The organism is Massilia terrae (assembly GCF_024753145.1).
GTDB lineage: Bacteria > Pseudomonadota > Gammaproteobacteria > Burkholderiales > Burkholderiaceae_D > Telluria > Telluria terrae.
On sequence record NZ_JANUGU010000009.1, the window covers coordinates 18,196 to 43,533 of the forward strand.

Consider the following 25,338-nt stretch of genomic DNA (forward strand, 5'->3'; position numbering starts at 1 on the left):
GATGCTGTCGACCGTCGCTTCCACGTCCTTTCCCTGCTTCCTGCGCAGCGTCGTCCGCGGTGTTGATGCTGTTGATTACAACACGCCGAAACCGCGGGGTTATCGTGTAATGGCGCCGTCACAAAACAGAAACGGTTGTTTTCGACCCGCTATTTAGCACAGCTTGCTGTCCGCCCCGAGGTCGCACGCCTGCGGTGCACTCCTCCCACCGGCGCCCCTCGATGACGCACGCGCATGCACCGGATTGCGCATGCGCCGATGGGCCGGCCGGGCGCGCAAAGTCCAGGACCCGCGGTGAACGGCAACTCGCGAGCACATATGAGAACGCCCCCTCGGCCTTGCCTTCCGGTGTACAGCACAGCAATTCATGTTGTCGGGCACCCCCAAAACCGTAGTTTCTCTTCTACCCATCCTCGAAATCGCGATAATGTGACGACGCCGGTATGGTGTAATTCTTATCGGAAGCACGGTCGCCGCGCTGAAGGCCCGACGCGGGCGCTGCAGAACGGATAGCCCGGCCTTGACCTGCTCATTTACTTGATCGAACCATGCACAAAGGCGTCATTTGCGCGCTGCTCGCAGCAGCCCTGTTCGGTGCCAGCACGCCATTCGCGAAGCTGCTGGTCGGCTCCGTGCCGCCGCTGGTCCTGGCTGGCATGCTTTACCTGGGCAGCGGCCTCGGACTGCTGGCCTGGCTCGGGCTCCGCTCCTTGCGCAGCTCGAATGACCTGGACCGCCCCGCCGGGCTGACGGCACCCGACTTGCCCTGGCTGGCCGGCGCGATCCTGGCCGGCGGCGTCGCAGGCCCGGTACTCTTGCTGGCTGGCCTGGCGCTGACGCCCGCATCGTCCGCCTCCTTGTTGTTGAACATGGAGGGGGTGCTGACGTCGATGCTCGCGTGGTTCGTGTTCAAGGAGAATTTTGATCGCCGTATCTTCATCGGCATGCTGTTCATTGTCGTCGCAGGCGTCGTGCTCTCATGGGAGCAGGTGCCGGCGCTTGGCGCTCCGACCGGTGCGCTGGCCATCGTCGGCGCCTGCCTGTGCTGGGCGATCGACAACAACCTGACGCGCAAGGTCTCGGCCAGCGATGCAGTCCAGATCGCATGCGCCAAGGGCCTCGTGGCTGGCGCCGTCAACCTGGGGATTGCCCGCGCGCTCGGCTTTGGCTTGCCCGACATGAAAGCGATGCTGGGCGCTGCCGCGGTCGGATTTTCCGGCTATGGCCTCAGCCTGGTCATGTTCGTGGTGGCCCTGCGGCACCTGGGCAGCGCACGCACAGGCGCCTATTTTTCCACTGCGCCCTTCGTCGGCGCCGCGATCTCCTTGCTGATGCTCGCAGAGACGCCGACGCCGGGCTTCTGGCTGGCGGCCGGCCTGATGGGCGCCGGCATCTGGCTGCACCTGACCGAGCGGCATGAGCACGAACATGTCCACGCGCCGCTTTTCCACGCGCACACGCACGTCCACGACGAGCATCATCGGCATGAGCATGACTTCGACTGGGAAGACGCGGCGCCACACAGCCATCCCCATCACCACGCGCCGATCCGGCACACGCACGCGCATTACCCGGACATCCACCATCGGCACGAACACTGACAAGAGGATTTATGTTGACGTCCAACCTTTGCGCTACGATCGTAACATGACGCGTTTGTTCTTCCGCCTGGTCCTATGGCTGTCGATAGCGGTGCTGTCCCTTCACGGCGGCGCTGCAATAGCCATTGGACAAGCTGAAGCGCCCGCGCACCCAACGATGTCCATGGCGGGCCATGCACATCATCATATTGCCTCACAAAGCGGCGGCGACCACTGCTGCGAGTCCGGTTCCAAAGCGCCGGCAACTTCCCACGCAAAGTGCACTGCTGGCGCAAGCTGCTGCGCCGGCAGCGCGGCGCCTCCAGCCCAGCTGCCGCACTTCCATGCGCAGTCGACGGCGACCTCGCCACACGCGAGAGTGGAAGCCGCCATGACTTCCTTCGTGCCCTCCACCCTGGAGCGGCCGCCGCGGGACTTGTTCGTTTGATTTTCCAGGCGCGCTGACATGCGCATCGGGGCCGCACATCGGCCTTCAATCGACACGAACTAAAAATATGAAATTTTCACACCTGCTGCTGTTCGCGGCCGGCATGCCGTGGTTTGTTTTCGCGCAAATCCGAAAAACACCGGGGAGCGCCCCCATGAATTCACTGACAAGACCAGGCCTGCGCCGCTTGGCTGTCGCGGCAAGTGCCGCCTTCTTGGCGGGCTGCGCCAGCCTGTCCAGGGATGGCGGCACTGATGACGTTGCTCGCATGACGCAGGAACGCATCGCCCAGCCGGCGCCATGGAAGCGGGATCAAGCCGCGGAGGCCACGCAATCGGAAGTGAAGGCCGTTCTTTCCAAGCCGATCGGCGCTGACGCCGCGGTGCACCTTGCCCTGCTCAACAACCAGGGGCTACAGGCATCGCTGGCCGAGTTGGGGGTCGCCGAAGCGGACTTCGTCCGGGCCGGCCGGCTACCCAACCCGGGCTTCAGCTTCGGCCGCATCCGAGGTGGCAGCGAGACCGAGATCGATCGCAGCCTGTCGTTCGACCTGGCCGCGCTCCTGACCATGCCAGCGCGCAGCGGCATCGAAAGCCGGCGCTTCGAGCAAGCCAAGCTCCAGGCGGCGATGCAGGCAGTGCGACTGGCCGCGGACACGCGCAAGGCCTGGTATGTCGCCGTCGCCGCGGCGCAGGCATCGACTTTCGCCGGCCAGGTGCTTGGCGCGGCCGAGGCAGCCGCCGAGCTTGCCGCGCGCATGCAGGCTGCCGGCAACTGGAGCGCATTGGACGCCGCGCGCGAGCGTGCCTTTTACCAGGACGCCGTGACCCAGCAGGCGCAGGCGCGCCTGCTGGCCGACACGGCGCGCGAGGAACTGGCCCGCCTGCTGGGCCTGTGGGGACCGTCCCTTGACTTCACCCTGCCGGACCGGCTGCCCGACCTTCCGGCCCAAGCACGCGCGCCGGCGAATGCCGAGGCGGACGCGCTGTCGCAGCGGCTCGACGTCCTCGTCGCGCGCCACGACGCGCAGGCGACGGCGCAGGCGCTCGGCTTGGCGAAGACGACGCGCTTCATCAACGTCTTCGATGCCGGCTATGCCAACAAGAGCACGACCGGCGCGCCGCGCGAGAACGGCTATGAAGTCTCGCTCGAGCTGCCGCTGTTCGACTGGGGCGGCGCACGCCTGGCGCGGGCGCAGGCCTCGTACATGGCGGCGGTCCACCGTACCGGCGATGTGGCTGTGAAGGCGCGCTCCGAGGTGCGCCAGGCCTACGCCAGCTACCGCACCGCCTACGACATCGCGCGCCATTACCGCGACGACATCGTCCCGCTGCGCAAGCAGATCGCAGACGAAGTCCTGCTGCGCTACAACGGCATGCTCGCCAGTACCTTCGAGCTGCTCGCCGAGTCGCGCGAACAACTGGCCGCCGTCAATGCCGCGATCGCCGCGCAGCGTGATTTCTGGATCGCCGACACCAACCTCCAGTTCGCCATGAACGGCGGCACCACCGATGCGAGGAGCGCACAATGATTTCACGTCGAGATTTTTTCAGGGGCGCCGGCGCGGTTGCCGTGAGCACGGCGGCCGTCAGCCGCGTGGGAGCGGCGTCGCTGCCCGAAGCGGTGGTCATGGACAATGCGAAAACCCATGTGCCGCCACTGCCCGCCACCGGATTGCCATTCAACCCCGTCGTGACGCTGAACGGCTGGTCCCTGCCCTGGCGGATGAACAATGGCGTCAAGGAGTTCCACCTGGTGGCCGAGCCGGTCGTGCGCGAGTTCGCGCCGGGGATGAAGGTCAAGCTGTGGGGTTACAACGGCCAGTCGCCGGGTCCGACGATCGAAGTGGTCGAGGGCGACCGGGTGCGCATTTTCGTGACCAATAAACTCCCCGAGCACACCAGTGTGCACTGGCATGGGCAGCGCCTGCCCAACGGCATGGATGGCGTGACCGGCCTGACCCAGCCCGGCATCGCGCCAGGCAAAACCTTCGTCTACGAATTCGTGGCGCGGCGTCCCGGCACCTTCATGTACCACCCGCACGCGGACGAGATGACGCAGATGGCGATGGGCATGATGGGCTTCTGGGTGACGCACCCGAAGGACCCGGCGAAGTTTGCCGTCGACCGCGACTTCGTCTTCCTGCTGAGCAGCTACGACATCGACCCGGGCAGCTCCACCCCGAAGGTCAACACCATGCTGGACCAGAACCTGTGGACCTTCAACAGCCGGGTCTTCCCGGGCATCGACTCCCTGCCGGTGCGCCAAGGCGACCGGGTGCGCATCCGTGTCGGCAACCTGACCATGACGAACCATCCGATACATCTGCACGGACACGAGTTCGAAGTCACCGGCACCGACGGCGGCTGGACGCATCCGGCAAGCCGCTGGCCCGAGGTGACGACCGATGTCGGGGTGGGCCAGATGCGGGCAATCGAGTTCATCGCCAACGAACCCGGCGACTGGGCCCTGCACTGCCATAAGGCCCACCACACGATGAACGCGATGGGCCACAACGTGCCGACCATGATCGGCGTCGACCACCGTGGCATCGCCGAGAAGATCAGCAAGATCGTACCGGACTACATGGTCATGGGCGACCAGGGAGGCTCGATGGGCGGCATGGAGATGCCAATCCCGGAAAACACCCTGCCGATGATGACCGGCGACGGCCCGTTCGGCGGCGTCGAGATGGGCGGCATGTTCACCGTGCTGAAGGTGCGCCACGACCAGAAGCGCGGCGACTACAGCGATCCGGGCTGGTACAAGCACCCGGCAGCTACGCTCGCCTACGAATGGACTGGCCAGCTATCCGAGCCCGAACGCAGCCATGCCGCGGGACGCAGCCTGATGCCGGCGGCCGGCAAGCGCGACGTCGAGCTGCAGGTGCGCAAGCCGACCGGGCACGGCGAACACTGACGGCGTGGGAGCACGAAATATTTGCCTTCTCTCGACTGTCATTGAAACGGAACCGCCAGCGGCCGGCATGGTCGTTGTACGTCCACACCATCATGATAAATTTGCTTTGGAGCTTACGATGACTCGTTTATTTTCTCTGTTTGGCGCCCTGTTCGTCACTACCGGTCTTGCGCTGGCGGCGGCCGGTGCATCGGCACGCATGCAAGTGCAGATGCCCGGTCACGACCAGCACGCCGCCATGGCCATGCCTTCCCAGGATGATCCGGATACACTATCCGAGGGAGGAATCCAGAAGGTCGACAAGGACGCCGGCAAGCTGACGGTCAAGCATGGCCCGCTGAATAACCTCGGCATGCCTGCCATGACGATGGCGTTCAAGGTCCAGGACCCCGCAATGCTCGACCAGGTGAAAGTTGGCCAGCTGGTCCGGTTCCGGGTGGAGCGCGCCAATGGCAGCCTCACCATCACCAGACTCGAAGTGTCCAAATAAAGTTGGCCGTCCTGTGACCCGGCACACGGGGAAACAGGACGCGCATTTACCCTTACTGACTCAATTAACCTACCCAAGGAATCAACATGTCCATCAAACGCATCCTCGCCGTCGCCACCTTTGCCCTCGCCAGTGCAGTGACCTCGTCCACTTTCGCGCACGCGAAATTGCAATCGTCCGATCCCGCGGCCGGCAGTGCGATCGCCAGCGCACCGAAGCAGGTTCGCCTCAAGTTCAACGAAGCCCTGGAGCCAGCGTTCAGCAAGATCGCCCTGGCAGCGGCCGATAATAAGGAAATCCCGGTCACCGCCGTCGCCGTCGACAAGGAGGACCATTCGGTCATGACGGCCCAGTTGCCGGCGTTGCCTACTGGCGCGTATCGTATCCAGTGGTCGGCAATGACCCACGACAGCCACAAGATGAAGGGCGAAGTCCCGTTCACAGTCAAGTGATGGCGCTCGACCTTCAGACCACGCAGCGACTGGTGACGGCGCTGCTGAACCTGGGGGCGGCGGTGCTCATGGGTGCGAGCGTCTCGCGCCTGTGGCTCGGCCGCGACGGCTCCAGCTGGGCCCGTACGCGCCGTGAGCCCGTGCGCAAGGCCGCCGTCATCGCTGGCTTGCTTGCGCTGGCCGCTGATGTTGCATGGCTGTGGCTCGAGTCGGCTGCAATGGCCGAGGTTCCGGTCACCGAGGCGGCGAGCGCCACCTGGGCGATGGTGAGCTCCTCGCACCTCGGATTCGCGTGCTGCATCGGGATCGCCGCCTTGGTCGTCGCCACCGCCGGCGCCTTCATGCGCGGCACTGGCGGTTCGGGTCCAACGCTGCTGTCGCTGGCCGCGCTCGCCGTGTTCTGGTACGCGCGCAGCATGGTCAGCCATGCGTCGAGCGATGGCGACTTCAGCGTACGCCTGCTGGCGGATTGGGCGCACCTGGGCCTGATCAGCCTTTGGGTCGGCGAAGTCATGGTTGCCGGCGCAATCACCCTGCGCGCGTCCGCGAACATGGCCGCAAGCGACCGGCGCGCCAGGGCAGCATACGTCGCGTCGCTATCGAGTTCGGCGACGTTTGCATTGACCGGGATCTTCGTCACCGGCTTATACGCGGTCTGGCGAAGCATTGACGGGTGGGCGAACCTGATCGGAAACCCCTACGGGAATACCCTGGTGGTGAAAATGCTGATGGTCGGCGCAGCTGCGGCACTGGGCGGATACAACCGCTTTTTTGTGATGCCGCCATGGCTCGCCCGCGAGTCCGCAGGTGACGCGGCAGCGGAGGTGTTCCCGGTGCGCTTCAAGCGTGTTCTCTGGATCGAAGCGGTCGTACTGCTGGCGGTTGTTGTACTGGCCGCGTGGCTTGCATCGACGTCCCCTCCGGGCGAACAGATGTGAGCCAGCCCGGCAAGCGTCGCTCCGGCCGCTTCGGTCTGGTGCATTTCGCGAGCATCGTCGGCGCCGGCGGCACCAGGATGCAGCGCGGCGCCCCACTTGTTTGCACGGCCCTTACTTGTGCTGCCTCGCCCCGCCGAAACAGCTTTTTCTCTTTTTTGGCATGGCCAAATAGGCGTCTTCGTGTCGGGCGCCCATGATGTAATCGTTTCGACCGCATGCAATCCCGCGCGTCGCCAAAACAACATGACATTTACCTGAGGATACAATGCCCAAGATGCATCGCGCGCCAGTTCGGCACCAACCATTACCTGTTCCTCGCGTAGGCCTGGCGCCGCGCGCCATCCACGTCGCGGTCGCCACCTTGCTTGCCACGCCGTCCGCAGCCGTTTTTGCCCAAAGCACGGTTGCCGACAGCACCGCCGCTCCGGCGGAGACCGTGATCGTGACCGGAACCCGCAGTATCGGCACCAAGATGCGTGACAGCGCGGCGCCGGTGGCGGTGCTGTCGGCCGACGCGCTGCGCGAAACGGGGGCGTCGAACCTGTTCGACGCGATGACCACACTGATGCCGTCCTATAACTCGCAGTCTGTTGGCGGCGACATCGGCAACATGATCCGCTCGGTGCAGCTGCGCGGCCTGGGCCCGAACCATGTGCTGGTCCTGGTCAACGGCAAGCGCCGCCACAACACGGCCAGCATCGCCGCCGATGCCGGCCCCAACCAGTATTCCTCGCCAGCCGACCTCGACCTGATTCCGGTCTCGGCGGTCGACCACATCGAAATCCTCCAGGACGGCGCCGCCGCGCAATACGGCTCGGATGCGATTGCGGGCGTCATCAACATCATCCTCAAATCCTCGCCGAGTGCGGGCGAAGCCAGCCTGACGGTCGGCAGTTACGGCGACAGCAAGGTCAACCCGCACCATGACCACAACGGGCTGACACGCGACCTGCTGATCGACAAGGGCTTCGCGCTCACATCCAGCGGCTTCGCCCACCTGTCGGCGCAACTGCGCGACCACGATTTCACCAACCAGACCGGCGCCGACCTGGTGACCACCAACGGTTTCGGCACGCCCCTCGTGCCGCGCTCGCCGGCATCGGACCCCTTCCCCAGCAAGGTCAGCGGCGATTCGAAGAGCCAGGTCGGCGGCGCGGCCTTGAACGCGGGCTTCCGCCTGGCGGGCGGCGCCGAAGCCTACGGGAATGCCACCTATGCCCACCGCAAGGCCTGGAGTTACCAGAACTGGCGCACCCCGGCCAAGGCGCCGACCTTCTACCCCAACGGCTTCGAACCGGTCGAGACGGCGAAGGAAGACGACTACGCGGCCAGCGTCGGCATCAAGGGCGCGGCCAGCAACGGCTGGCATTGGGACCTGAGCACCACCTATGGCCGCGACGACATCGCGATCGGCGTCGAGGACAGCGTCAACCGGCCGTTGCTGCGCAAGACGGGCAGTTCGCCGACCAGCTTCTACGACGGCCAGTACACGTTCTCGCAGTGGACCAGCAACGCCGACTTCAGCAAGTCCTTCGACCTCGGCTGGCGGGCCCCGCTGGCCCTGGCGTTCGGCCTGGAAGCGCGCCACGAATCCTACAGCCTGGGCGCCGGCGACGAGGCTTCGCGCTACGACTTCGGTCCCGACGGCTTTCCCGGGTACGCGCTGGCCGACGCCGGCACGCACACCCGCCGCAACGTGGCCGCCTATGTCGATGTCGGCGTGCGCCCGATGCCGCAGTGGCAGGTCAACGTCGCCGGCCGCCAGGAGCACTACAGCGACTTCGGCAACACCTTCAATGCAAAGCTGACCAGCCGTTATGACTTCACGCCCTCGTTCGCCCTGCGCGGCACGGTGAGCAACGGCTTCAGGGCGCCGACGCTGCAGGAAGAATTCTATTCGGCCACCAATGTCGGCCCCACCTACGCCGACGTGGTCCTGCCGGCCAATTCGCCTTCCGCCTCGTTCGCCGGGGCCAGGCCGCTGGCGCCCGAAAAATCGAAAAACCTGAGCCTGGGCCTGGTGGCGACCGTGGCGCCGCGCCTGGCGGTCACGCTGGACATGTACCGGATCGAGGTCCGGCATCGCATCGTCGGCTCGGGGACGATCAGCGGCGCCGGCGCCGATGCGGCGATCGTCGCCCATGGCAGCGTACTCGACCCGAGCATCACCGACGCCACCGTCAGCTACCTGACCAATGGCGTCGACACCCGGACCCACGGCCTGGACGCGACCGCCGACTATCCGATGGACCTCGGCGACTATGGCAAGGTCAAGTGGACCGCAGGGCTGAACCTGAACCATAACCGGGTGACCGGCACCAACCTCGCCGGCGGCGTCAATCCGGCGGCGATCTCGCCGGTGATCGATGCGACGCCGAAAAGCAAGCTGATCGTGGGTGGCAAATACTTCTACGGCGACTGGAACCTCAATCTGCGCGTGACCCGCTACGGCGACACGCAACTGACGGTGGCCGACCCCGACACCGACGGTGCGCCGTTCCACACCAACCGCATCAAGCCGACCACGATCGCCGACCTGGAGACGGGCTATGACTTCACCAGCAAACTGAGCTTGACCGCCGGCGTGAAGAACCTGTTCAACCATTTCCCCGAGCACGCGATTTCGCAGGGCTACACGCATGCTTACGTGCTGCCGAGCTTCTCGCCCTTCGGCATCAATGGCGCGTATTACTACGTCAAGCTCGCGTATTCGCTATAGGTGATGCGCCGGTGGCCGTTCAGCCGCGTTCCGACGCGGCTGAACGGCCACCGGCAAGGACCATCGGGTGAGTTGATACGCTGGGCATCGAGAGCCCAACGCCCGCATGCCGTGCAAGCCGCGCGGCATGCGGGCGAGCTATGCCTGGCCGGTCAGGCGCTGCACGCCCAAGGCTTCGTCCAGCTGCGCCGCGCTCATCAGCTTGCGTTCCAGGACCAGCTCGGCGACGCGCCGGCCGGTCGCCTGCGCATCGCGCGCCAGCTTGCCCGCGCGCTCGTAACCCAGGTACGGACTGAGCGCCGTGACGAGCCCGATCGATTCGTGCACGCTGGTGCGTAGCGCGTCTTCGTTGGCACGGATGTCCGCGACGCAGCGTGTCTGCAGCGCCGCGCAGCCTGCCCGCAAGTGGGCAAGACTCTTGAACAGCGCGAAGGCGATGATCGGTTCGAAAGCATTCAACTGCAGCTGTCCCGCCTCCGCCGCCATGCACACGGTGAGGTCGTTCCCGATCACCTCGAACGCGATCTGGTTCACGACCTCGGGTATGACCGGATTGATCTTTCCCGGCATGATGCTCGACCCGGCCTGCATCGGCGGCAGCACGATCTCGCCAAGACCGGCGCGCGGGCCGGACGACAGCAGCCGCAGGTCGTTGCTCGTCTTCGACAGCTTGATTGCAACCCGCTTGAGTACCGCCGACAGCGCCACCAGCGCGTCGGTATCCTGGGTCGCGGCGATGAGATCCGGCGCCGTCGTCAACGCCAGCCCGGTCAGGCGCGCCAGCCGGTCGCGGACCCGGTTGCCGTAACCGTCCGGTGCGTTCAGCCCGGTGCCGATCGCCGTCCCGCCCAGGTTTATTTCGAGCAGCCCATGCAGGGCATGGGCGAGCGCGCGCTCGTCACCGGCGAGCATCGCGGCGTAGCTGGCGAATTCCTGGCCCAGCGTCATCGGTACGGCATCCTGCAACTGGGTGCGGCCCATCTTCAGGACGCCGGAGAAAGCCTGCGCCCGTTCCTGGAACGCTTCGCGCAACGAGGCCAGCGCTTGCAGCAGGCGCACGCCTCCGGCGTGCAGCGCCAGCCGCAACGCAGTCGGGTACACGTCGTTCGTGCTCTGCGAGAGGTTGACGTCCTCGTTCGGGTGCAGGTATTCGTACCGGCCGCGCCCATGCCCCATCAGCTCGAGGGCGCGGTTCGCAATCACCTCGTTGGCGTTCATGTTGGTCGAGGTCCCCGCGCCGCCCTGGATCATGTCGACCACGAATTGTTCGTGCAGGGCGCCGGCGCGCAGCTCCTTGCACGCCGCGACGATCGCCTGTGCCTTGGCCTGCGGCAGGATTCCAAGTTCGTGGTTGACCTCGGCCGCCGCCTGCTTGATATCGGCCAGCGCCACGACCAGGTCCGGGAACTGCCCGACGCTTGCGCCGCTAATCGAAAAATTCTCGCGCGCGCGCTGGGTGTGGATGCCATACAGGGCCTGTTCGGGCACCGCCAGCTCGCCGAGCAAATCGTGTTCAATCCTATGCGTCATTACCGCCATGGTGATCTCCGTTCCTGGATGTTTGTTATAGCAACAGCTGGATGCCGAACGTGAAGGCAAGCTGGCGCTTGTCTGCGCGCGCCGGGCCGATGTCGCGGCCGGCGCTGCCTTGCAGGATGAGGCTGTCGGCCAGCCGCCATTTGAATCCGACGCTCGCCAGCGTCTGGCTGCCCTCGCCCGCGGCCCGCGTGTGCCCGACTTCGACGCGGCACTCGACCGTCGCCATGCACTGGCGCGTCAGCTTGACGCCGGCCAGCCAAGCGTTCGTCCCCCCCTGCACCAGGTTCCGGCCGGCCTCGACGAACAAGGCGTTGTCGCCGCGATGGACTCCGAGCACCAGCGGCAGCAGCAGGCTGGGGCCTGGATCGCCCAAGCCACGCTCGACGGAACTGGCCGACAGGTTCCAGCTATAGGCGGGAAACATGGCCAGGGCGACGCCGGCCGGCTCGAGCTCGGCGAAGCGCCATTTGAGCCCGACCGTTGCCGACCCCAGGCCCGACCGCGTATCCGTTCCCGGCTCGCGCAGCATCAGGTGCGGAATCGCCACCACGAGCTGGGTTCGTTCGCTCAGGCCGTAGTTGACGTCCATTGCCGGCACCGCATATTTCCGGCTGTCGGCCGTACGCTCGCCGCTGGCGACGATGTTGATCTCCCAGTTGCGCGCGCCGGGCGTATCGGTGTCCTCGGTCGCCTCCGCATTGGGCAGCATCCCGGCCAGCAACAGGGCTGCGAGCCGCGCCTTGGCGCGGCGCCGGATGCCGCGCCGCAGCCGGGGCGCGATCGCCAAGTGCGGGACCCGCAGCTTGCAGGCTTGCTGTTCGCCGACGCAGGGGGCGGCGTCGTACAAATCGGTATCGTCCATCCGCGTGCCTCGGTGTCGAATTGAACATGCAGTGCCGGTATCGCTCGTGAGCGCACGGCCCGATGTATTTTAGGTAGGCAGCGGTGGGTTTTTCTGCCGAGTTCCCGGGTCGAGCCAGTGCGTCAGCGCCGAAGATGATCGCCAGACGGCATATCGTATTGCCCGTTCGAGAATCAGTAACCGCTCACCCGGTCGACCAGGCCAATCATCGGCAAGCCTTGCCGGTGGCGGTGGATGTTGCCGATGACCGCTTCGACCGCGGTTTCCGGCTGGGTCATGCTGGCGATGTGCGGCGTCAGTGTCACCCGCGGATGTGTCCAGAACGGATGGCCTGGCGGCAGCGGTTCCGGTTCGCACACATCGAGGATGGCATTTCCCAGTTGCCCATCCTCCAGAGCCTGGAGCAAGTCCTCCTGGACCAGGTGGCCGCCGCGTCCGACGTTGATCAGGGTGGCGCCGCGCGGCAGCTGGTCGAACAGCGGCTTGGACAGGATGCCGCGAGTACTGCCGGTCAAGGGCAACAGGCAGATCAGGATGTCCGTGCGCATCAGGAACGCTGGCAATTGCTCCGGGCCGGCATGGCATGCCACCCCCTCGATCCGTTGCGGCGAACGGCTCCAGCCCGCGCAGTCAAAGCCGAAACCGGACAGGCGCTCCAGCACGGCGCGCCCCAGCATGCCCAGGCCGAGTACACCGACACGGCGCGACGCGGCAGGATGCACGCGATGGGCCTGCCAGTTTGCGTTGCACTGTTGTTCCAGGTAGGTGCGCCAATTGCGATGGATGGAGAGCACCGCCAGGCTCACGTACTCGACCATGCCGGCGATGATGCCGGACTCCACCATGCGCACCACCGGCAGCGTCGCGGGGATGGCGGAGAGATCGAAATGATCGGTGCCCGCCCCGGTCGAAAACAGGACTTCCAGATTGGGAAACCGGGCCGCGATGTCATCCGGCGGCTGCCACGCGGCCAGGTAGCGCACCTGGCGCGGGTCGCCAATGTCGGGCCAGATGCGAAACGGCAGATCCGGCATCTGGCGGGCAAACAGTTCCGCCCAGACGGCGCCGCGAACCGGGTCGGCTTTGTAGACGAAACTCATGGCGCTCAGGCCGGCCGATAGATGACATACACCTTCGCCACGTGTTCGCGGCTCTCCCAGCTGCACCTTGCTCCCTGCTCGACCAGGAAGATGTCGCCTTTCGAGAACCTGCCCTCGCGGCCGGTCTCATCGACAAACGTCACGCTGCCCTCCAGCAGGTACATCAGTTCGAAATGGCGGTACAGCATCGCGCGGCGGTGGTACGGCGTCGAATCCCAGGTGCCGCAGACAAACTCCCCATCGGCGGAGCGATAGTCGGTGTAGTTGCGGCATGCCGGTGTTGGCGTCAGCAGGAGTTCGGCCAGCGGCGTGCCGGACGGTTCGAGCTGCGGGTTCTCCTTGATCGGCACGATGGCGCGCTCGCCGGGCTGGCTGCCGTTGTAGCGCGCGAAGATCAACGATACGGGACCGTCGGCGGACCAGGAGAACGCCGCGCCCTGCTGGATCACCGCACTCTGGCCGGCTTCCAGTGTCAGGTCCGCGTCCGGGTACGACAGGGTCACGCGGCCCTCGTCGACGATGATGAATTCGTCGGCCGGCATGGATGGCACCGCGCCGCCGCCGGCCCCGAGGGTAATGACGCCCGCGGTCACCGGGCCCGGCGCCCAGTCCAGGCAGCGGCGGCTGGCAAGAAAACGGTCTTCGCCGGCCGCCGCCGCCACGGCATTGCCCTGGTTCGGGTCGCGCGCAAACTGGCGCAGGTCGACGAATGATGGCGGCGTGCTCGCTTGGGGAAGTGGATTCGGCATGATCTGGGCTTTCGATGGTCTGGTGATGAACTTACCGGGCAGTAGACCATGAACGGCATGCTCGACAAGCTCGTTTTCATGCCCGCGTTCCACAGAATGATTGGAATTCAGGGGCACACGCGGCATAGCCTGCCGCGCTGCATGACAACCCGCGGTGGCAGGGACGCACTGTCCCCGCATATGCGCCAGGTCGATGCTCATGCTGGCTTCAGCTTTCCAGCCACACTTGTTCGGCGAACGAGAACCCCATCAGGCCGCCCAAGGGGTGCGAGCCATAGCCTTTCAGCTTGTTGGTGAAGCCATCGAGCGAATGGTTGAAGATCGGGATGCCGACGCCGCAATGGTCGTGCACCAGCACTTGCATGTCCGCGTACATTTGCTTGCGCCTGCCCTCGTCGGTTTCGCCACGGGCGAGGTCCAGCAGTTGGTCGAATTGCTCATTCTTCCAGCCCGAGACGTTGGTCGGCGCCGTGGATTTGAAGAACATCGTGAACAGCAGGTCGACCGTGGGGCGCGGATTGATGTTGCCGAACGTCATAGGATGCTTGGCCCAGTGGTTTGACCAATAGCCGTCGGGCGGCATGCGCTTGACCTCCAGGTGCATGCCTATCTTTTGCCCGGTCAGTTGCAACACTTGCGCGGTATCGACCGAACCGCTCGCGGGCGTGGCGGCCACGATCGGCAAACTTCTTCCGGCCATGCCCGACTTGCGCAAGTGGTACCTGGCCTTGTCCAGGTCCATCGCGCGCTGCGGCAGGCCCGCAAAATAGTATTTGCTGCTGCGCTGGACCGGCTGGTCGTTGCCGATGTCCGCATAACCCCGCATCGACACCTTGCGGATGAGCTCCCGGTCCATCATGTATTTCATCGCCAGCACGAAGTCCGGGTTCTTCACCGGCCCCAGGTAGTCACGCATGATGAGATCGGTGTAATTGCCGGTATTCGATTCGAACAGGGTGTAGCCGGCCGCCGCCTTGACGGCCTGCGCCGAGCGCGGGTTGACGCCGTTGATCAAGTCGACGTCGCCCGACAGCAGCGCGTTCACGCGCGCCGCGTCGTCGGGAATCGCGAAGTATTCAATCTCGTCGAGGTAGGGCTTGCCCGGCTTCCAGTAGTCCTTGTTGGCAACGCCGACCGAACGTATGCCTGGACGAAACTCCTTGCATCGATATGGGCCGGTCCCGTTGGCGGTAGTGAAATCCCGCGTGCCATCCCGGACGATGAGGAAATTCGATGTTCCTAACAAGAGCGGCAAGTCGATATTCGGCGCCTTCAGCACGATCTTCACTTCGTTCGGGCCGACCGCTTTGACGTCCGCAAACTCGTCCGCGATGAGCTTGGCCTTGGACGCGGTGGCCGGGTCCTTCTGGCGCAGCAACGAGTACACCACGTCGGCCGCGGCCAGAGCCTGGCCATCGTGGAACATCACGTCCTTGCGCAGCTTGACCGACCACGTCACCGCGTCCGCGGTGTCGATCGACTCGGCGAGTTCCAGCCGCGAATTCAGGCTGGCGTCGATCGCGGTCAGGCCGTTGTAGAACATGAAATGGCGCACGTAGTCGGCGATGGTGCCACCCTTGGCGGGATCCAGCGTATCGGAGGTCGAACTGGCGGCCGCGGCCACGCGAATGCGCCCACCCTTCCTTGGCGTCTGCGCCTGCGCGACGCCGGCATGCGTCAGCAGGGCACCCGCGACGCCCGACATCATGCCGCCCGCCACCAGGCTGCGCAGGACGTCGCGGCGCGAAAGGCCGCGCCTGAGATCGGCGGACGGCGGAAGGATGATGTCGGAGTCGCGCATGGATGTGTCCTCGAGGTTCTGGTAAATGGCCTGCTGGCGTGGCCTGCCGGCGAGCCAGTGCTATTGTAAGTTCCTTCACGAAGTATATTCTGCGGTCGGGCTCCGGGCCGGTAGCAGATGCTTGCATTCTTCGGCAGCTAATCAGTGATTGTCGTTCATTGCAAACACCGTGGGGCCGGCCCCCTGCGCCCAGGAGTTACCAGGGCCAGTGGACTTCGATGCCCAGGCCACCATCCCGGGCCTTCTCGTAGATCAGCCGCGCGACCGTCAAATCTTGCAGCGCGAGCCCGGTCAAATCGAACACGGTGATGTCGTCCGGCGCCCGCGCCAGCCTTGCCTTGCCGGTCAACAGGTCGCCGATTTCGACACAGGGGGTCGCGGGCGCCCATTGCGACTCGCCGAGCTGGCGCGACTGTGCCAGGTCGTCGACGACCAGGCGCGCGCGTGCCAACAGGCCGTCCGGCAGTTCACGTTTTCCCTTGGTATCGGCGCCGACGCAATTCACATGCGCGCCCGGCTTGAGCGCGTCCGCGGCGAACAGCGGCCCGCCTCCGGGCGTGGCCGTGATGATCACGTCGCTGCTCGCCACGGCGCTGTCGGCATCGGCGGCGCAAGCGGCCGGCAAGCGTCCGGCGAAAAGGCGCTCGAAGCCTTCATCGCGCTGACGGTCGACGCTGACGTAGCACAGCGCGTCGACCTGTGGCAGCACGCGCAGCGCATAGTCGACCTGGACACGCGCCTGCACGCCGGTACCGAACACGCACAGCCGCCTGCTGTCGGTACGGGCAAGCTGCTGCAGGCCGATCGCGCCGGCGGCTCCGGTGCGCGCGGTGGTGATCGCATTGCCATCGATGATGCAGACCGGGCGGCCGGTGGCCGGGTCGACCAGCATCACGGTGGCCTGGTGCGGCTCGCCGCCCAGCTGGCGGTTCGACGGCCAGAACCCGGCCGCTTTAAAGCCGAGCAATCCTTCCGCTGGCACGTCGCCAGCCTTGATGCCGAAGACGCCGCCCGTGGCCAGCTTTTCGCGGATCACCGGGAACACGCGGCCCTGCCGCTCGCTGTGAAGGACAAAGGCGCGCTGGACGGCTGCCAGCACGTCGTCGGGCTGAAGCACGGCGGCGACCGCTTCGGCATTCAGCATCAGGAGTCGGGATTGCATGGCCGCTCACTCCCCTTTCGAAATATCGATCAGTACGCTCTTGACACGAAGACAAGCCTCGTACGCGTCGCGCCCGAGATCCTTGCCAAAGCCGGAACGCTTGTAGCCGCCGGTCGGAATCACGAAGTCGGAGGTGCGCCCATAGCGGTTGATCCACACCGTGCCCGCCTCGATGCTGCGCGCCATCCTTAATGCGCAACCGATATCGGCGGTATGGACGCCCGCAGCCAGCCCATATTCCGGATGGTCGGCGAGCGCCAGCGCCTCTTCCTCGTCGTCGAACAGTTGCACCGTTATCACGGGTCCGAAAATCTCACGCTGCACCGCATCCATCCGGCTTTGCACGCCGGTCAGGATCGTCGGCCGGTAGTAGGCGCCGCCGGGCCCCGCCTCGAAGGCGCGCCCTCCGGTCACGATCGCGCCGCCCTGCGCAACGGTGCGCTGCACGATGCCGTGGATGCGCTCCATCTGCGGCAGCGAAATGATGGGTGCCAGGGTCGCATCCGGGTCCCAAGTGGTGCCAGGCCTGAGTTCCGAGAAAATGGCGGAGAGCCGGTCAATGATCCGCTCGCCGATCGCACGCTGCACGATCAGCCGCGAGCCGGCATTGCAGACCTGCCCGGCATTGAGCGTGATGGCACGGGCCACGGTTCGCGCCGTCCTGTCGAGGTCGGGCACGTCGGCGAACACCACTTGCGGACTCTTTCCGCCCAGCTCGAGCGTGACCGGCTTGGTGCCGTTTTCAGCACATGCCGTCATGATCGCCGCGCCCGTCGCGGTCGATCCGGTGAACGTGACCTTGGCGATTCGCGGATGGCGGCACAGGGCGGCGCCGGTGGTGCGGCCATCGCCCTGCACCACGTTGAACAAGCCCTTCGGCAAGCCCGCTTCGATGGCCAGTTCGGCCAGCCGCAAGGTGCTGTACGGCGTCATCTCGGACGGCTTGACCACGACCGCGTTACCCGCCGCCAAAGCCGGAGCGATCTTCCACGACGTCGTCACCAGCGGAAAATTCCAGGGGATGATCGCGCCGATCACCCCGTACGGTTCGGTGATCGTCATGCCCAGATGGCCGGTGCCGGTCGCCGCCACGGCGCCGCCGGCCTTGTCGGCCCACTCGGCGAAGAAACGGATGCCTTCCGCGGTGAACGGCACGTCCCAGGCTGACGCATCGCGTAGCGGCCGGGTCGAACTCACCGCTTCCAGCGGCGCAAGCGTCGCGAGGTCGGCCTCGACCAGGTCGGCCCAGCGCCGCAGCACGCGCGCCCGCTCGCGCGGCGCGCGGCTGGCCCAGCCGCTGGTCTTGAACGCGCGCCAGGCATCCTGCACCGCCTGGTCGACGATGTCCGGGCCGGCCACCGGCAGGCCGCCACAGGACACGCCGTCGGAAGGCCGCCTGGTGTCGAGTGTGGCGGCGCCGCCCTCGACATAGTGGCCACCGATAAAATGTGCATTGCGCAAGACTATGCGATCCGGATCAAAGTTTTCCATCTTCATTCCTTTCCAGTCGGTTCACCTGTACAGCCAGGCGACCTCAGCCCAGCAACCTTCCCAAGCGCACCACCGTCACCCCGGGGCGCAGCTGGCGCACCGACGGCATCACCAGCACGCAATCCGGATATGGTGTCTTGACCGGCTCCCCATCGCGCCAGCCGATCACGGTGCCGGCCCCGGGAAAGGTCTCCAGTCCGGTGTAGTCGCCGGCGAACCTGAAGTCCATGGTGGAGGCGACGACGGGCTCGGTGACGCGCACTACCCTGGTTGCCGCAGGCGCGGGCAGGCGCCAGCCCGCCGGCACATCGGCGACGGCGACAATGCCGGTCAGTTCGAGAAAACGCGACACCGCGTCGCGCGCAACGTTCGCCGCACCAGCCTCCCAGTGCTGGCCGCACTCGACCACCAGGGCGCACTTCGGGCTGGCCGGATCACCAAAGCCCGCATAGTCGCGCAAGCGCTTGCCTTCCGGATGGCCGTCGTCGCTGATGATCCATTCCGGCGTCCCCATGCTGCGCGCCAAGGCGATGCTCTTGTCGAGCGGGCCGCAGACGGCCAGCGGCGCGCAGCGCTCATGCATGGAATGCAGATCGAGCAGGTAATCGACAGTGTCCACCAGTGGGCGCATCTGCCGTGCGCGCCGCAGCTCGCTGCCATCGCGGCTGGCATCGTCCAGCACGGATTCACTCCAGAGGCGGTTGAAATCATGGTCCAGGAAGCGCGAGGCATCCGGTTTGGCGGGATCGAAGCGGTGGTATGCATCGACATTGGCGAACGACAGGGTCAGCTTGCCTTTGCGTGGACAGACCCCGAGGTCGAGCAGGTCCTTGACCGCGATGGCGCCGCTCACTTCGTTGCCGTGGGTGAGCGCGTTGATCATGACGTGCGGGCCCGGTACGCCGCTGTCAAGGCTGTGGACGTAGGGGATGCCGGTATTGCCCTTCGCATAGGGAATGAGATCGGGGAAACCGGATTCGACCGGGTAAGCGGACAGTGTGGCTTGGCTCATATTCATGACCGATTGGTGTTCAAGGTTGCGCAAATTATTGGCTTGAAGGGACGTCATTCATTTTTGTAACGAGGACATGTCTCTAGCGCTCACCAGCCCTGGAAGCGCGGCCAGACATCGTCGATCGCGCTGCCGTCGCCGGCGACGACGTGGTACCGGTCGTGCTGGGCACAGGTCGCGCAGGCATGATTCGGCAAGATGCGCAACAAGGTACCAGCCGGGAAATACGGGGTCTTCTCCGGGTCGCGCGAGCGGTGCGCGATCACGCCATGTTCCTGGTTAGCGTCGATCATGATGATGTCCTCCAGGATCGCGCCGCTCACATCGCAGACGGCGCCATAGCCCTGGTCCACGCGCTGGCGGCTGGTGCCGCGGTCGCGCGACATCGCCATCCAGCCGGCGTCCACGATGGTCCATCCCTTTTCCTTCTGGTGGCCGATGACACAGGCCAGCACGGAGACCGCGATATCTTGCGGCGCGACGACGCCAAGTCCGTTCATCACCAGGTCGCCGAACACGAACACGCCGGCCCGCACTTCCGTCACGCCCGTCAGGTCGGTGGCGAAGTAGGCGGTCGGTGTGGAACCGACACTGACCTCGGGACAGGAATAACCCTGTTCGCGCAGAATCCGCGCGCACCCAACCGCCGCGTCGCGTTCCTGCCGCGCCATCGCGGCGATGTCTTCGGTCGACTTGCAGGAATAGGAGTTGCCTGCGTGGGTGATGACGCCTTTCAGGGTCAGCCCGCCGGCTGCCAGGCGCTGCGCGATGGCGAGCAGCTCGCCGGAACCGGGCTGGACGCCGGAGCGGTGGCCGTCGCAATCGATTTCGATCATGACCTCCGGCCTGGCCGCGCGCCCCTGGGCGTGGGCGGCGAGCGCTTCCGCCATTTCGCGGCTGTCCAGGATCACTGTCAGCGCCACACCGCGCGCGCACAAGTCGAACACATGCGCGAATTTGTTCGGGGTGATGCCGACGGCATACAGGATGTCGGTGAAGCCGTAGCCGAAGAAGTATTCCGCCTCCTTCAAGGTCGACACCGTGACGGGGCCGGTGCCGGCGCCGATGGTCCGGCGTACCACGTCGATCGACTTGCTGGTCTTGACGTGCGGGCGGAACGCCACGCCGAGCTGCGCGAGATGGCTGCGCATGCGCGCAATGTTGTCGTTCATTTTCAGCCGGTCGAGAATCAGCGCGGGGGTCTCCAGTGTCCGCAGGTCCTTCGCGTCTGCTGGCTGTGGCATATGCATGGTTATCCTCTCATTTTTCACGATCTGTCCGGGTGCGAAGCGCCGGCCGGCGCCGGCGGCTTGAACAGGATTATGTTGCATCGGCATTCAATTGTGGTTAAATTACCCTGAGTACTAAATTAAGATTGGCTTAATAATGCTCGTACTCGACGACATCCGTTTCTTCCAGGTCCTGGTCAAGGCCGGCAGCATGGTGGCTGCCGCGCGCGAATTGAACGTGTCGCCGCCGGCCATCACGCAAAGGCTGCAGCAAATCGAAGCGAAGCACGGCATTCGCCTGGTCGACCGCTCGACCCGGCGCATGCAGCTGACGGATGAAGGCGAGCTGATGTACGAGAAAGGCGCGCTGATCTGCGCGGAGGCCGACGCCTTGATGGACATGCTCGCGGCGCGCACCGGCGCGGTGACGGGGCACTTGCGCGTGAGCGCACCGTTCGGCTTCAGCCGCCGCCACCTCGCGCCGCTGGTCGCCGACTTCCATACCCGCCATCCGTCGCTGAAGATATCGCTGTCGGTGGCGGACAACCCGAGCCTGCACGACGCGGGCACGGCGGATGTGATGTTCCATATCGGCGAGCTGCACGACTCGAGCATGGTGCGCTACACGATTGCGCCGAACGACCGGCTGCTGTGCGCGGCGCCGAAGTATGTGCGCCGGCGCGGCATGCCCGCCGCGCCGGAGGAGCTGGTGGCTCACGAGTGCATCACGCTGCGCGAGAACAACGAGGATGTCAGCTTGTGGAAGTTCACACGTGGCAAGGCGAGCCGGCATGTGCGCATCGAGCCCACGCTGATTTCCAACGATGGCGAGATCGTCTGCCAGTGGGCGTTGCAGGGCAAAGGCATCATCGTGCGCTCGGAATGGGACGTGGCCGATGCGCTGAAGTCGGGGAAACTGGTGCGCCTGCTGCCGGATTGGGAACTGGCGCCGGCCGGCGTGGTGGCGCTGGTCCCCCAGAGCAAGGGCATGTCGGCCCGGGTCAAGGCCTTCCTCGATTTCGTCAATGGCCATTTCTCGCCGCAGCCGCCATGGCGCCGCTGAGCGGCCCAGCCTGGCGCGCGCCGGCTCATTCCCAACTGTTGTTCGCGCTGAGGATCACCCTCAGCGGCACCGTGCGCGGGGCGAGCGGCTCGCGCAAGACGATGCGGCTGGAGAATTTCGAGATGCCGAGTTCGTCGTCCAGCAGGCGATCCATCAGGGCCTGGAAATGCGCCACGCCGGGCGCGACGATCTTCAACAGGTAATCGTAGCCGCCGCAGATGTTGTAGCATTCGACGATTTCCGGATACTTGGCGACGCCTGCTTCGAACTTGCGCAAGTCCTGCGACCGATGGCTGGCCAGTGTCACCTCGCAAAACACGATGACATGCGCGCCCAGCTTGTCCAGCGCGACCTCGGCGCCATAGCCCCGGATCAGGCCGGCGTCCTGCAACTGCCTGGTGCGCGCCAGGCATGGGCTTTCGCTGAGTCCGACCCGCTTGGCAAGCTCCACGTTCGAACAGCGCCCCTCGCGCTGCAGGTGCTCGAGGATCTTGATGTCGAACGAGTCGAGGGAGGCTGGGGTGTCCATGGTTCGGCTCCGTCGATGGGGCCGCTCAGGCGGCGGAGGACGATTGCGCCGTCGTCAGCGCTTCGTCCAGCGCCGCGATCACCATGCCGGCCTGTGCGGGCGTCAGGACCAGCGGCGGCCGGATCTTGAGCACGTTGTGCCCGATTGCGCAGGCGCTGAGCAGGACGCCCTGGTCACGCATGCGATTGACGACGCGGGTCGTGAGCTCGCGGTCCGGCGTGCGCGCCGCGCGGTCGGACACCAGTTCGACGCCGACGAACATGCCGACCCCGCGCACGTCGCCGATGGCCTCATGGCGTCCGGCCAGGCCGGCGATGCCCTCGCGCAGGATCTTGCCGACCTGGGCGGCGTGCTGCACCAGGTGGTCCTCCTGGATCGTGTCCAGCACCGCCAGCGCGGCCGCGCAGGAGACCGTGTTCCCGGCGAAGGTGTTGAAGTAGCGCGAATTCTTGCCGAACTGCGCCAGCGCATCGGCGCTGGCGAGCAAGCCCGCGACCGGCTGCCCGTTCCCCATCGGCTTGCCCACGGTGACGATGTCCGGCACGACGCCGTGGCGCTGGAAGCCCCACATGTGCTCGCCGGTGCGGCCGAAGCCCGGCTGCACTTCGTCGGCGATGAACAGGCCGCCGGCGCGCTTGATCGCTTCCACCGCCCCCTTCAGCAGGCCCGCCGGTTCGGGCAGGATGCCGTCGCTGGTGAACACCGAATCGACGATCAGGGCCGCCGGCTTGATGCCGTGGCGCCGCAGGTCGTGGATCGCCGCCTCGACGTCGCGCGTGAAGCGGTCGGCGAGGTCGGCGCCGCCGGCATGGTACAGGCGCGGCGCCGGCACCAGGCGCACGTGCGCACCCAGGTCGACCGACGCGCCCAGCGACGGCGAGAATTTCGCGACGGCGTCGGTGAAACCGTGGTACGCGGTTTCGGTCACGATCACGCCGGTGCCGCCGGTGCGGACCTGGGCGATGCGGTAGGCCAGGTCATTGGCCTCGCTGCCGGAACAGGTCAGCATCAGGTGCCCCAGCCCGGTGTCCGGCACCGTCGCGAGCAGGCGTTCGGCCAGTTCCAGGATCGTGTCGTGCAGGTAGCGCGTGTTGGTCGCGAGCGTGCCGGCCTGGCGGCAGATCGCCTCGACCACGGCCGGGTGGCAATGCCCGAGCGAGGCGACGTTGTTGTAGACGTCGAGGTAACGGCGGCCGTCCGGATCGATCAGCCAGGCGCCTTCGCCACGCACGATGTGCAGCGGATGTTCGTACATCAGGCGGTAGGCCGGCCCGAGCAGCGCATCACGCCGTGCGATCATGGCGGCGGTGGCGGGCCCGACGTCGACGCGGCCAGGGATGTAGGCGTTAACCATGTTCAGGTCGATGGTGCTGTTCATTGGCGTCCCTTTCTTTGAATTTCGTTCAATAGGCGGTCGCGCGCCTCGTTGCGCGAGATGTCCGCGAACTGGGACAAGGCCTCCCACGCCGCGGGGTTGTGGCGCATGATGTAGGCGCGATTCTCCGGGTAGCGCACGACCCGCCATTCCGAGATGAGCGCAGTGACGAGGTGGCGCGTTGCCATGAGGTCGGCCACGATCTCCTGCTCGACCGGCGCCAGCGGCAGCACCGCATGGTAGGCGCCGACAAACTGCGCCGGCCCTTCGAACGGATCGGCGTTGCCGGTCATGTGGAACGCCGCCGCGGTCGCCACCTCGCCGACCAGCGGCGCGTGCAGCATGTCGCCGAAGTCGATCACCCCGGCGATGCGCTCGTGCTGGCCCGGAGCGACCAGCACATTGTAGAGGTGGAAGTCGTTGTGGATGACCTGGGCCCTGACCTCCGCCAGGCGCGGCAGGACATGGTCGATGAAGCGCTGCATGAAGGCGCCGGCGAGCGCGCGGCGCGCCGGATCGCCGATGCCGTCGAGCTTGGCGCGCAGGCGATGCGCCGCCGACACGTTCCACAGCAGGTCGTGCGCGGCGCCGGGATGGTTGAAATCACGCAGCGCGAGATCCAATGCCGCCAGCGTCGCGCCCATGGCGCGGCGTTGCGCCGCCGTTCGCGGGGTTTCGCGGATCTGGACGCCATCGAGGAAGGTGAGCATGCGCACGAACGCCTGGCCGCCGGCCAAGGCCAGCCGCCCGCGCGCGGCGCCGTCGAGCGTGTGCACCACGCGCGGGACCGGCAGGTCCGGTGCGGCACCGGCGATGTGCTCCAGCGCTGCGATCTGGAAGTCGACCACCGAAACCGGCTCGGACAGATTGCTGATCTTGAGCACGTAGCGGACGCCGTCCGCGGTCTCGATGGCGCAGTTCTGGTCGCGCTCCCCGCCCAGCGGCGTGGCCGTGCCATGGATGCCGTACAGGCGTGCGGCCAGGGCCGCCGCCTCGGTCATGGACAGGCTGGGCGCGGCGGTGCTCAACGCGGCCGCCGCCAAGGCTCGGCCGTCGTCCATCATCCGACCCGTTGTGCCTGGGATGCCTGCGAAGGCAGCGTCACGCCCACCAGCGCGGCGAGCTGGCGGAAGTCCGGCAGGCGCTGGACGCCATACCCTTCGCACATCGGCTCGTGGCCGCGGTCGATGAAGGCCTGGCCCTTGAAGCCGAGATCGAACGCCGTCATGTGGTCGTAACGGAAGCTCGACGATACGTGCATCATCTGGTCCGGCCCGCAACCGAGCTGGTCGAACATGTATTCGAACGCCTGGGCGCGCGGCTTGTAGGCGTTCGCTTCTTCCGCGGTGTAGACGGCATGGAACGGGGCGCGGAGGTGGGCGACGCTGTGCGGGATCAGGTCGACCATCGAATTCGACAGGATCACCAGCGGAATCTGCTGCGCAATCGCCTCCAGCGTCTCGACCACATGCGGGTGCGGCTGCCAGGTCTTGACCGCGTCGTAAATGGCGGCGGCATCGGACGGACGGTACTCGACCCCGTGCGCATGGCAGGCGCGCTGGATCGAATTGGCCACGACGTCGAAGAACGGCTTGAAATCGCCCAGCACTTCATCGAGGCGGTAAAACCTGAAGCTATGCAGGAAGGCCGGCATCCGTTCCGCCGGCACGCGGTCTGCGAACAGCCGCTTGGCGGTGGGCCCCATTTCGAAATTGATGAGGGTGCCGTAGCAATCGAAGCTGATGAATTTGGGCTGGAAGGACATCGTATTTATCTCCTCGGGTGACAGGACAGTGATGGTGCAACAGCTTATGATCGTACGGACTTCCGGGCCGTCGGGATGCTGTAATGCCAGCTGGTGGCAGCAGAATCTTTGGAAT

At 65.8% G+C, this 25,338-nt stretch carries 21 protein-coding genes; 8 read left to right on the forward strand and 13 right to left on the reverse strand.

Features of this window, described 5'->3' with window-relative positions; all coding sequences use genetic code 11:
* Positions 1-548: 548 nt before the first annotated feature.
* The 7 genes from NX778_RS21020 to NX778_RS21050 all read left to right on the forward strand — a co-directional run bounded on the left by NX778_RS21020 (position 549) and on the right by NX778_RS21050 (position 9,546).
* Complete coding sequence (locus NX778_RS21020; RefSeq protein ID WP_258813758.1) at positions 549-1,601, forward strand: DMT family transporter; 1,053 nt, start codon at positions 549-551, stop codon at positions 1,599-1,601.
* A gap of 581 nt (positions 1,602-2,182) precedes the next feature.
* A complete protein-coding gene (locus tag NX778_RS21025) occupies positions 2,183-3,559 on the forward strand; it encodes a TolC family protein (protein WP_258813759.1) in 1,377 nt (458 codons plus the stop codon).
* Positions 3,556-4,947 (forward strand): multicopper oxidase family protein, encoded by a 1,392-nt coding sequence (locus NX778_RS21030; RefSeq protein ID WP_258813760.1) that lies wholly within the window; start codon positions 3,556-3,558, stop codon positions 4,945-4,947. The genes NX778_RS21025 and NX778_RS21030 overlap by 4 nt, the downstream gene beginning before the upstream one ends.
* 118 nt (positions 4,948-5,065) lie before the next feature.
* Positions 5,066-5,437, forward strand: coding sequence for a copper-binding protein (locus tag NX778_RS21035; RefSeq protein WP_370661360.1), 372 nt, complete (start codon positions 5,066-5,068; stop codon positions 5,435-5,437).
* A gap of 86 nt (positions 5,438-5,523) precedes the next feature.
* Positions 5,524-5,889 carry a copper homeostasis periplasmic binding protein CopC gene (copC, locus tag NX778_RS21040; RefSeq protein ID WP_258813761.1) on the forward strand — a complete coding sequence of 122 codons (366 nt, stop codon included), beginning with the start codon at positions 5,524-5,526 and terminating at the stop codon, positions 5,887-5,889.
* Entirely contained in the window at positions 5,889-6,827 is a 939-nt protein-coding gene (locus NX778_RS21045; protein WP_258813762.1) for a CopD family protein, read from the forward strand. The genes copC and NX778_RS21045 overlap by 1 nt, the downstream gene beginning before the upstream one ends.
* Positions 6,828-7,092: 265 nt before the next feature.
* A complete protein-coding gene (locus NX778_RS21050) occupies positions 7,093-9,546 on the forward strand; it encodes a TonB-dependent receptor plug domain-containing protein (RefSeq protein ID WP_258813763.1) in 2,454 nt (817 codons plus the stop codon).
* A 138-nt stretch (positions 9,547-9,684) separates the two neighbouring features.
* Here the strand turns inward: NX778_RS21050 and NX778_RS21055 are convergent, their stop codons facing one another.
* From NX778_RS21055 to NX778_RS21095, 9 genes are all read right to left on the reverse strand, one after another.
* On the reverse strand, positions 9,685-11,085 hold the full coding sequence (locus tag NX778_RS21055; RefSeq protein ID WP_258813764.1) for an aspartate ammonia-lyase: 1,401 nt from the start codon (positions 11,083-11,085) through the stop codon (positions 9,685-9,687).
* Positions 11,086-11,110: 25 nt separating this feature from the next.
* The gene (locus tag NX778_RS21060) at positions 11,111-11,947 is read right to left on the reverse strand and encodes a hypothetical protein (RefSeq protein ID WP_258813765.1); all 837 of its coding nucleotides are present in this window, start codon (positions 11,945-11,947) and stop codon (positions 11,111-11,113) included.
* Between the two features lie 173 nt (positions 11,948-12,120).
* Positions 12,121-13,047 carry a 2-hydroxyacid dehydrogenase gene (locus NX778_RS21065; protein ID WP_258813766.1) on the reverse strand — a complete coding sequence of 309 codons (927 nt, stop codon included), beginning with the start codon at positions 13,045-13,047 and terminating at the stop codon, positions 12,121-12,123.
* 5 nt (positions 13,048-13,052) lie between these two features.
* Entirely contained in the window at positions 13,053-13,796 is a 744-nt protein-coding gene (locus NX778_RS21070; RefSeq protein ID WP_258813767.1) for a cupin domain-containing protein, read from the reverse strand.
* Positions 13,797-14,004: 208 nt separating this feature from the next.
* On the reverse strand, positions 14,005-15,597 hold the full coding sequence (locus NX778_RS21075) for an ABC transporter substrate-binding protein (protein WP_258813768.1): 1,593 nt from the start codon (positions 15,595-15,597) through the stop codon (positions 14,005-14,007).
* Between the two features lie 196 nt (positions 15,598-15,793).
* The gene (locus tag NX778_RS21080; protein ID WP_258813769.1) at positions 15,794-16,759 is read right to left on the reverse strand and encodes an ornithine cyclodeaminase family protein; all 966 of its coding nucleotides are present in this window, start codon (positions 16,757-16,759) and stop codon (positions 15,794-15,796) included.
* Positions 16,760-16,765: 6 nt separating this feature from the next.
* Positions 16,766-18,250 carry an aldehyde dehydrogenase family protein gene (locus tag NX778_RS21085; protein ID WP_258813955.1) on the reverse strand — a complete coding sequence of 495 codons (1,485 nt, stop codon included), beginning with the start codon at positions 18,248-18,250 and terminating at the stop codon, positions 16,766-16,768.
* 43 nt (positions 18,251-18,293) lie between these two features.
* Positions 18,294-19,268, reverse strand: a complete 975-nt coding sequence (locus tag NX778_RS21090) for a M14 family metallopeptidase (RefSeq protein WP_258813770.1) — start codon at positions 19,266-19,268, stop codon at positions 18,294-18,296.
* Between the two features lie 83 nt (positions 19,269-19,351).
* Positions 19,352-20,506, reverse strand: a complete 1,155-nt coding sequence (locus tag NX778_RS21095) for an alanine racemase (RefSeq protein WP_258813771.1) — start codon at positions 20,504-20,506, stop codon at positions 19,352-19,354.
* 142 nt (positions 20,507-20,648) lie between these two features.
* On the opposite strand from NX778_RS21095, the gene NX778_RS21100 reads away from it, so the two are divergent.
* Positions 20,649-21,554 (forward strand): LysR family transcriptional regulator, encoded by a 906-nt coding sequence (locus NX778_RS21100; protein ID WP_258813772.1) that lies wholly within the window; start codon positions 20,649-20,651, stop codon positions 21,552-21,554.
* Between the two features lie 25 nt (positions 21,555-21,579).
* Here the strand turns inward: NX778_RS21100 and NX778_RS21105 are convergent, their stop codons facing one another.
* The 4 genes from NX778_RS21105 to NX778_RS21120 are packed head-to-tail and all read right to left on the reverse strand — an operon-like array spanning position 21,580 to position 25,223.
* Entirely contained in the window at positions 21,580-22,083 is a 504-nt protein-coding gene (locus NX778_RS21105) for an Lrp/AsnC family transcriptional regulator (RefSeq protein ID WP_258813773.1), read from the reverse strand.
* Between the two features lie 25 nt (positions 22,084-22,108).
* Positions 22,109-23,461: an aspartate aminotransferase family protein gene (locus tag NX778_RS21110; protein WP_258813774.1), complete on the reverse strand. Its 1,353-nt coding sequence runs from the start codon at positions 23,459-23,461 to the stop codon at positions 22,109-22,111.
* The gene (locus NX778_RS21115) at positions 23,458-24,519 is read right to left on the reverse strand and encodes a phosphotransferase (RefSeq protein ID WP_258813775.1); all 1,062 of its coding nucleotides are present in this window, start codon (positions 24,517-24,519) and stop codon (positions 23,458-23,460) included. The genes NX778_RS21110 and NX778_RS21115 overlap by 4 nt, the downstream gene beginning before the upstream one ends.
* On the reverse strand, positions 24,519-25,223 hold the full coding sequence (locus tag NX778_RS21120) for a haloacid dehalogenase type II (protein WP_258813776.1): 705 nt from the start codon (positions 25,221-25,223) through the stop codon (positions 24,519-24,521). The genes NX778_RS21115 and NX778_RS21120 overlap by 1 nt, the downstream gene beginning before the upstream one ends.
* Positions 25,224-25,338: the final 115 nt, after the last annotated feature.

What these genes read in the sequence shown, in the direction of transcription:
- NX778_RS21095 (WP_258813771.1), bottom strand. Translation starts at nt 20,506, where the DNA reads ATGCCACAGCCAGCAGACGCGAAGGACCTGCGGACACTGGAGACCCCC.
- NX778_RS21035 (WP_370661360.1), top strand. Translation starts at nt 5,066, where the DNA reads ATGACTCGTTTATTTTCTCTGTTTGGCGCCCTGTTCGTCACTACCGGT.
- NX778_RS21085 (WP_258813955.1), bottom strand. Translation starts at nt 18,250, where the DNA reads ATGGAAAACTTTGATCCGGATCGCATAGTCTTGCGCAATGCACATTTT.
- NX778_RS21025 (WP_258813759.1), top strand. Translation starts at nt 2,183, where the DNA reads ATGAATTCACTGACAAGACCAGGCCTGCGCCGCTTGGCTGTCGCGGCA.
- NX778_RS21090 (WP_258813770.1), bottom strand. Translation starts at nt 19,268, where the DNA reads ATGAATATGAGCCAAGCCACACTGTCCGCTTACCCGGTCGAATCCGGT.
- NX778_RS21120 (WP_258813776.1), bottom strand. Translation starts at nt 25,223, where the DNA reads ATGTCCTTCCAGCCCAAATTCATCAGCTTCGATTGCTACGGCACCCTC.
- NX778_RS21100 (WP_258813772.1), top strand. Translation starts at nt 20,649, where the DNA reads ATGCTCGTACTCGACGACATCCGTTTCTTCCAGGTCCTGGTCAAGGCC.
- NX778_RS21115 (WP_258813775.1), bottom strand. Translation starts at nt 24,519, where the DNA reads ATGGACGACGGCCGAGCCTTGGCGGCGGCCGCGTTGAGCACCGCCGCG.
- NX778_RS21030 (WP_258813760.1), top strand. Translation starts at nt 3,556, where the DNA reads ATGATTTCACGTCGAGATTTTTTCAGGGGCGCCGGCGCGGTTGCCGTG.
- NX778_RS21050 (WP_258813763.1), top strand. Translation starts at nt 7,093, where the DNA reads ATGCCCAAGATGCATCGCGCGCCAGTTCGGCACCAACCATTACCTGTT.
- NX778_RS21075 (WP_258813768.1), bottom strand. Translation starts at nt 15,597, where the DNA reads ATGCGCGACTCCGACATCATCCTTCCGCCGTCCGCCGATCTCAGGCGC.
- NX778_RS21065 (WP_258813766.1), bottom strand. Translation starts at nt 13,047, where the DNA reads ATGAGTTTCGTCTACAAAGCCGACCCGGTTCGCGGCGCCGTCTGGGCG.
- NX778_RS21020 (WP_258813758.1), top strand. Translation starts at nt 549, where the DNA reads ATGCACAAAGGCGTCATTTGCGCGCTGCTCGCAGCAGCCCTGTTCGGT.
- NX778_RS21110 (WP_258813774.1), bottom strand. Translation starts at nt 23,461, where the DNA reads ATGAACAGCACCATCGACCTGAACATGGTTAACGCCTACATCCCTGGC.
- NX778_RS21060 (WP_258813765.1), bottom strand. Translation starts at nt 11,947, where the DNA reads ATGGACGATACCGATTTGTACGACGCCGCCCCCTGCGTCGGCGAACAG.
- copC (WP_258813761.1), top strand. Translation starts at nt 5,524, where the DNA reads ATGTCCATCAAACGCATCCTCGCCGTCGCCACCTTTGCCCTCGCCAGT.
- NX778_RS21080 (WP_258813769.1), bottom strand. Translation starts at nt 16,759, where the DNA reads ATGCAATCCCGACTCCTGATGCTGAATGCCGAAGCGGTCGCCGCCGTG.
- NX778_RS21105 (WP_258813773.1), bottom strand. Translation starts at nt 22,083, where the DNA reads ATGGACACCCCAGCCTCCCTCGACTCGTTCGACATCAAGATCCTCGAG.
- NX778_RS21055 (WP_258813764.1), bottom strand. Translation starts at nt 11,085, where the DNA reads ATGGCGGTAATGACGCATAGGATTGAACACGATTTGCTCGGCGAGCTG.
- NX778_RS21070 (WP_258813767.1), bottom strand. Translation starts at nt 13,796, where the DNA reads ATGCCGAATCCACTTCCCCAAGCGAGCACGCCGCCATCATTCGTCGAC.
- NX778_RS21045 (WP_258813762.1), top strand. Translation starts at nt 5,889, where the DNA reads ATGGCGCTCGACCTTCAGACCACGCAGCGACTGGTGACGGCGCTGCTG.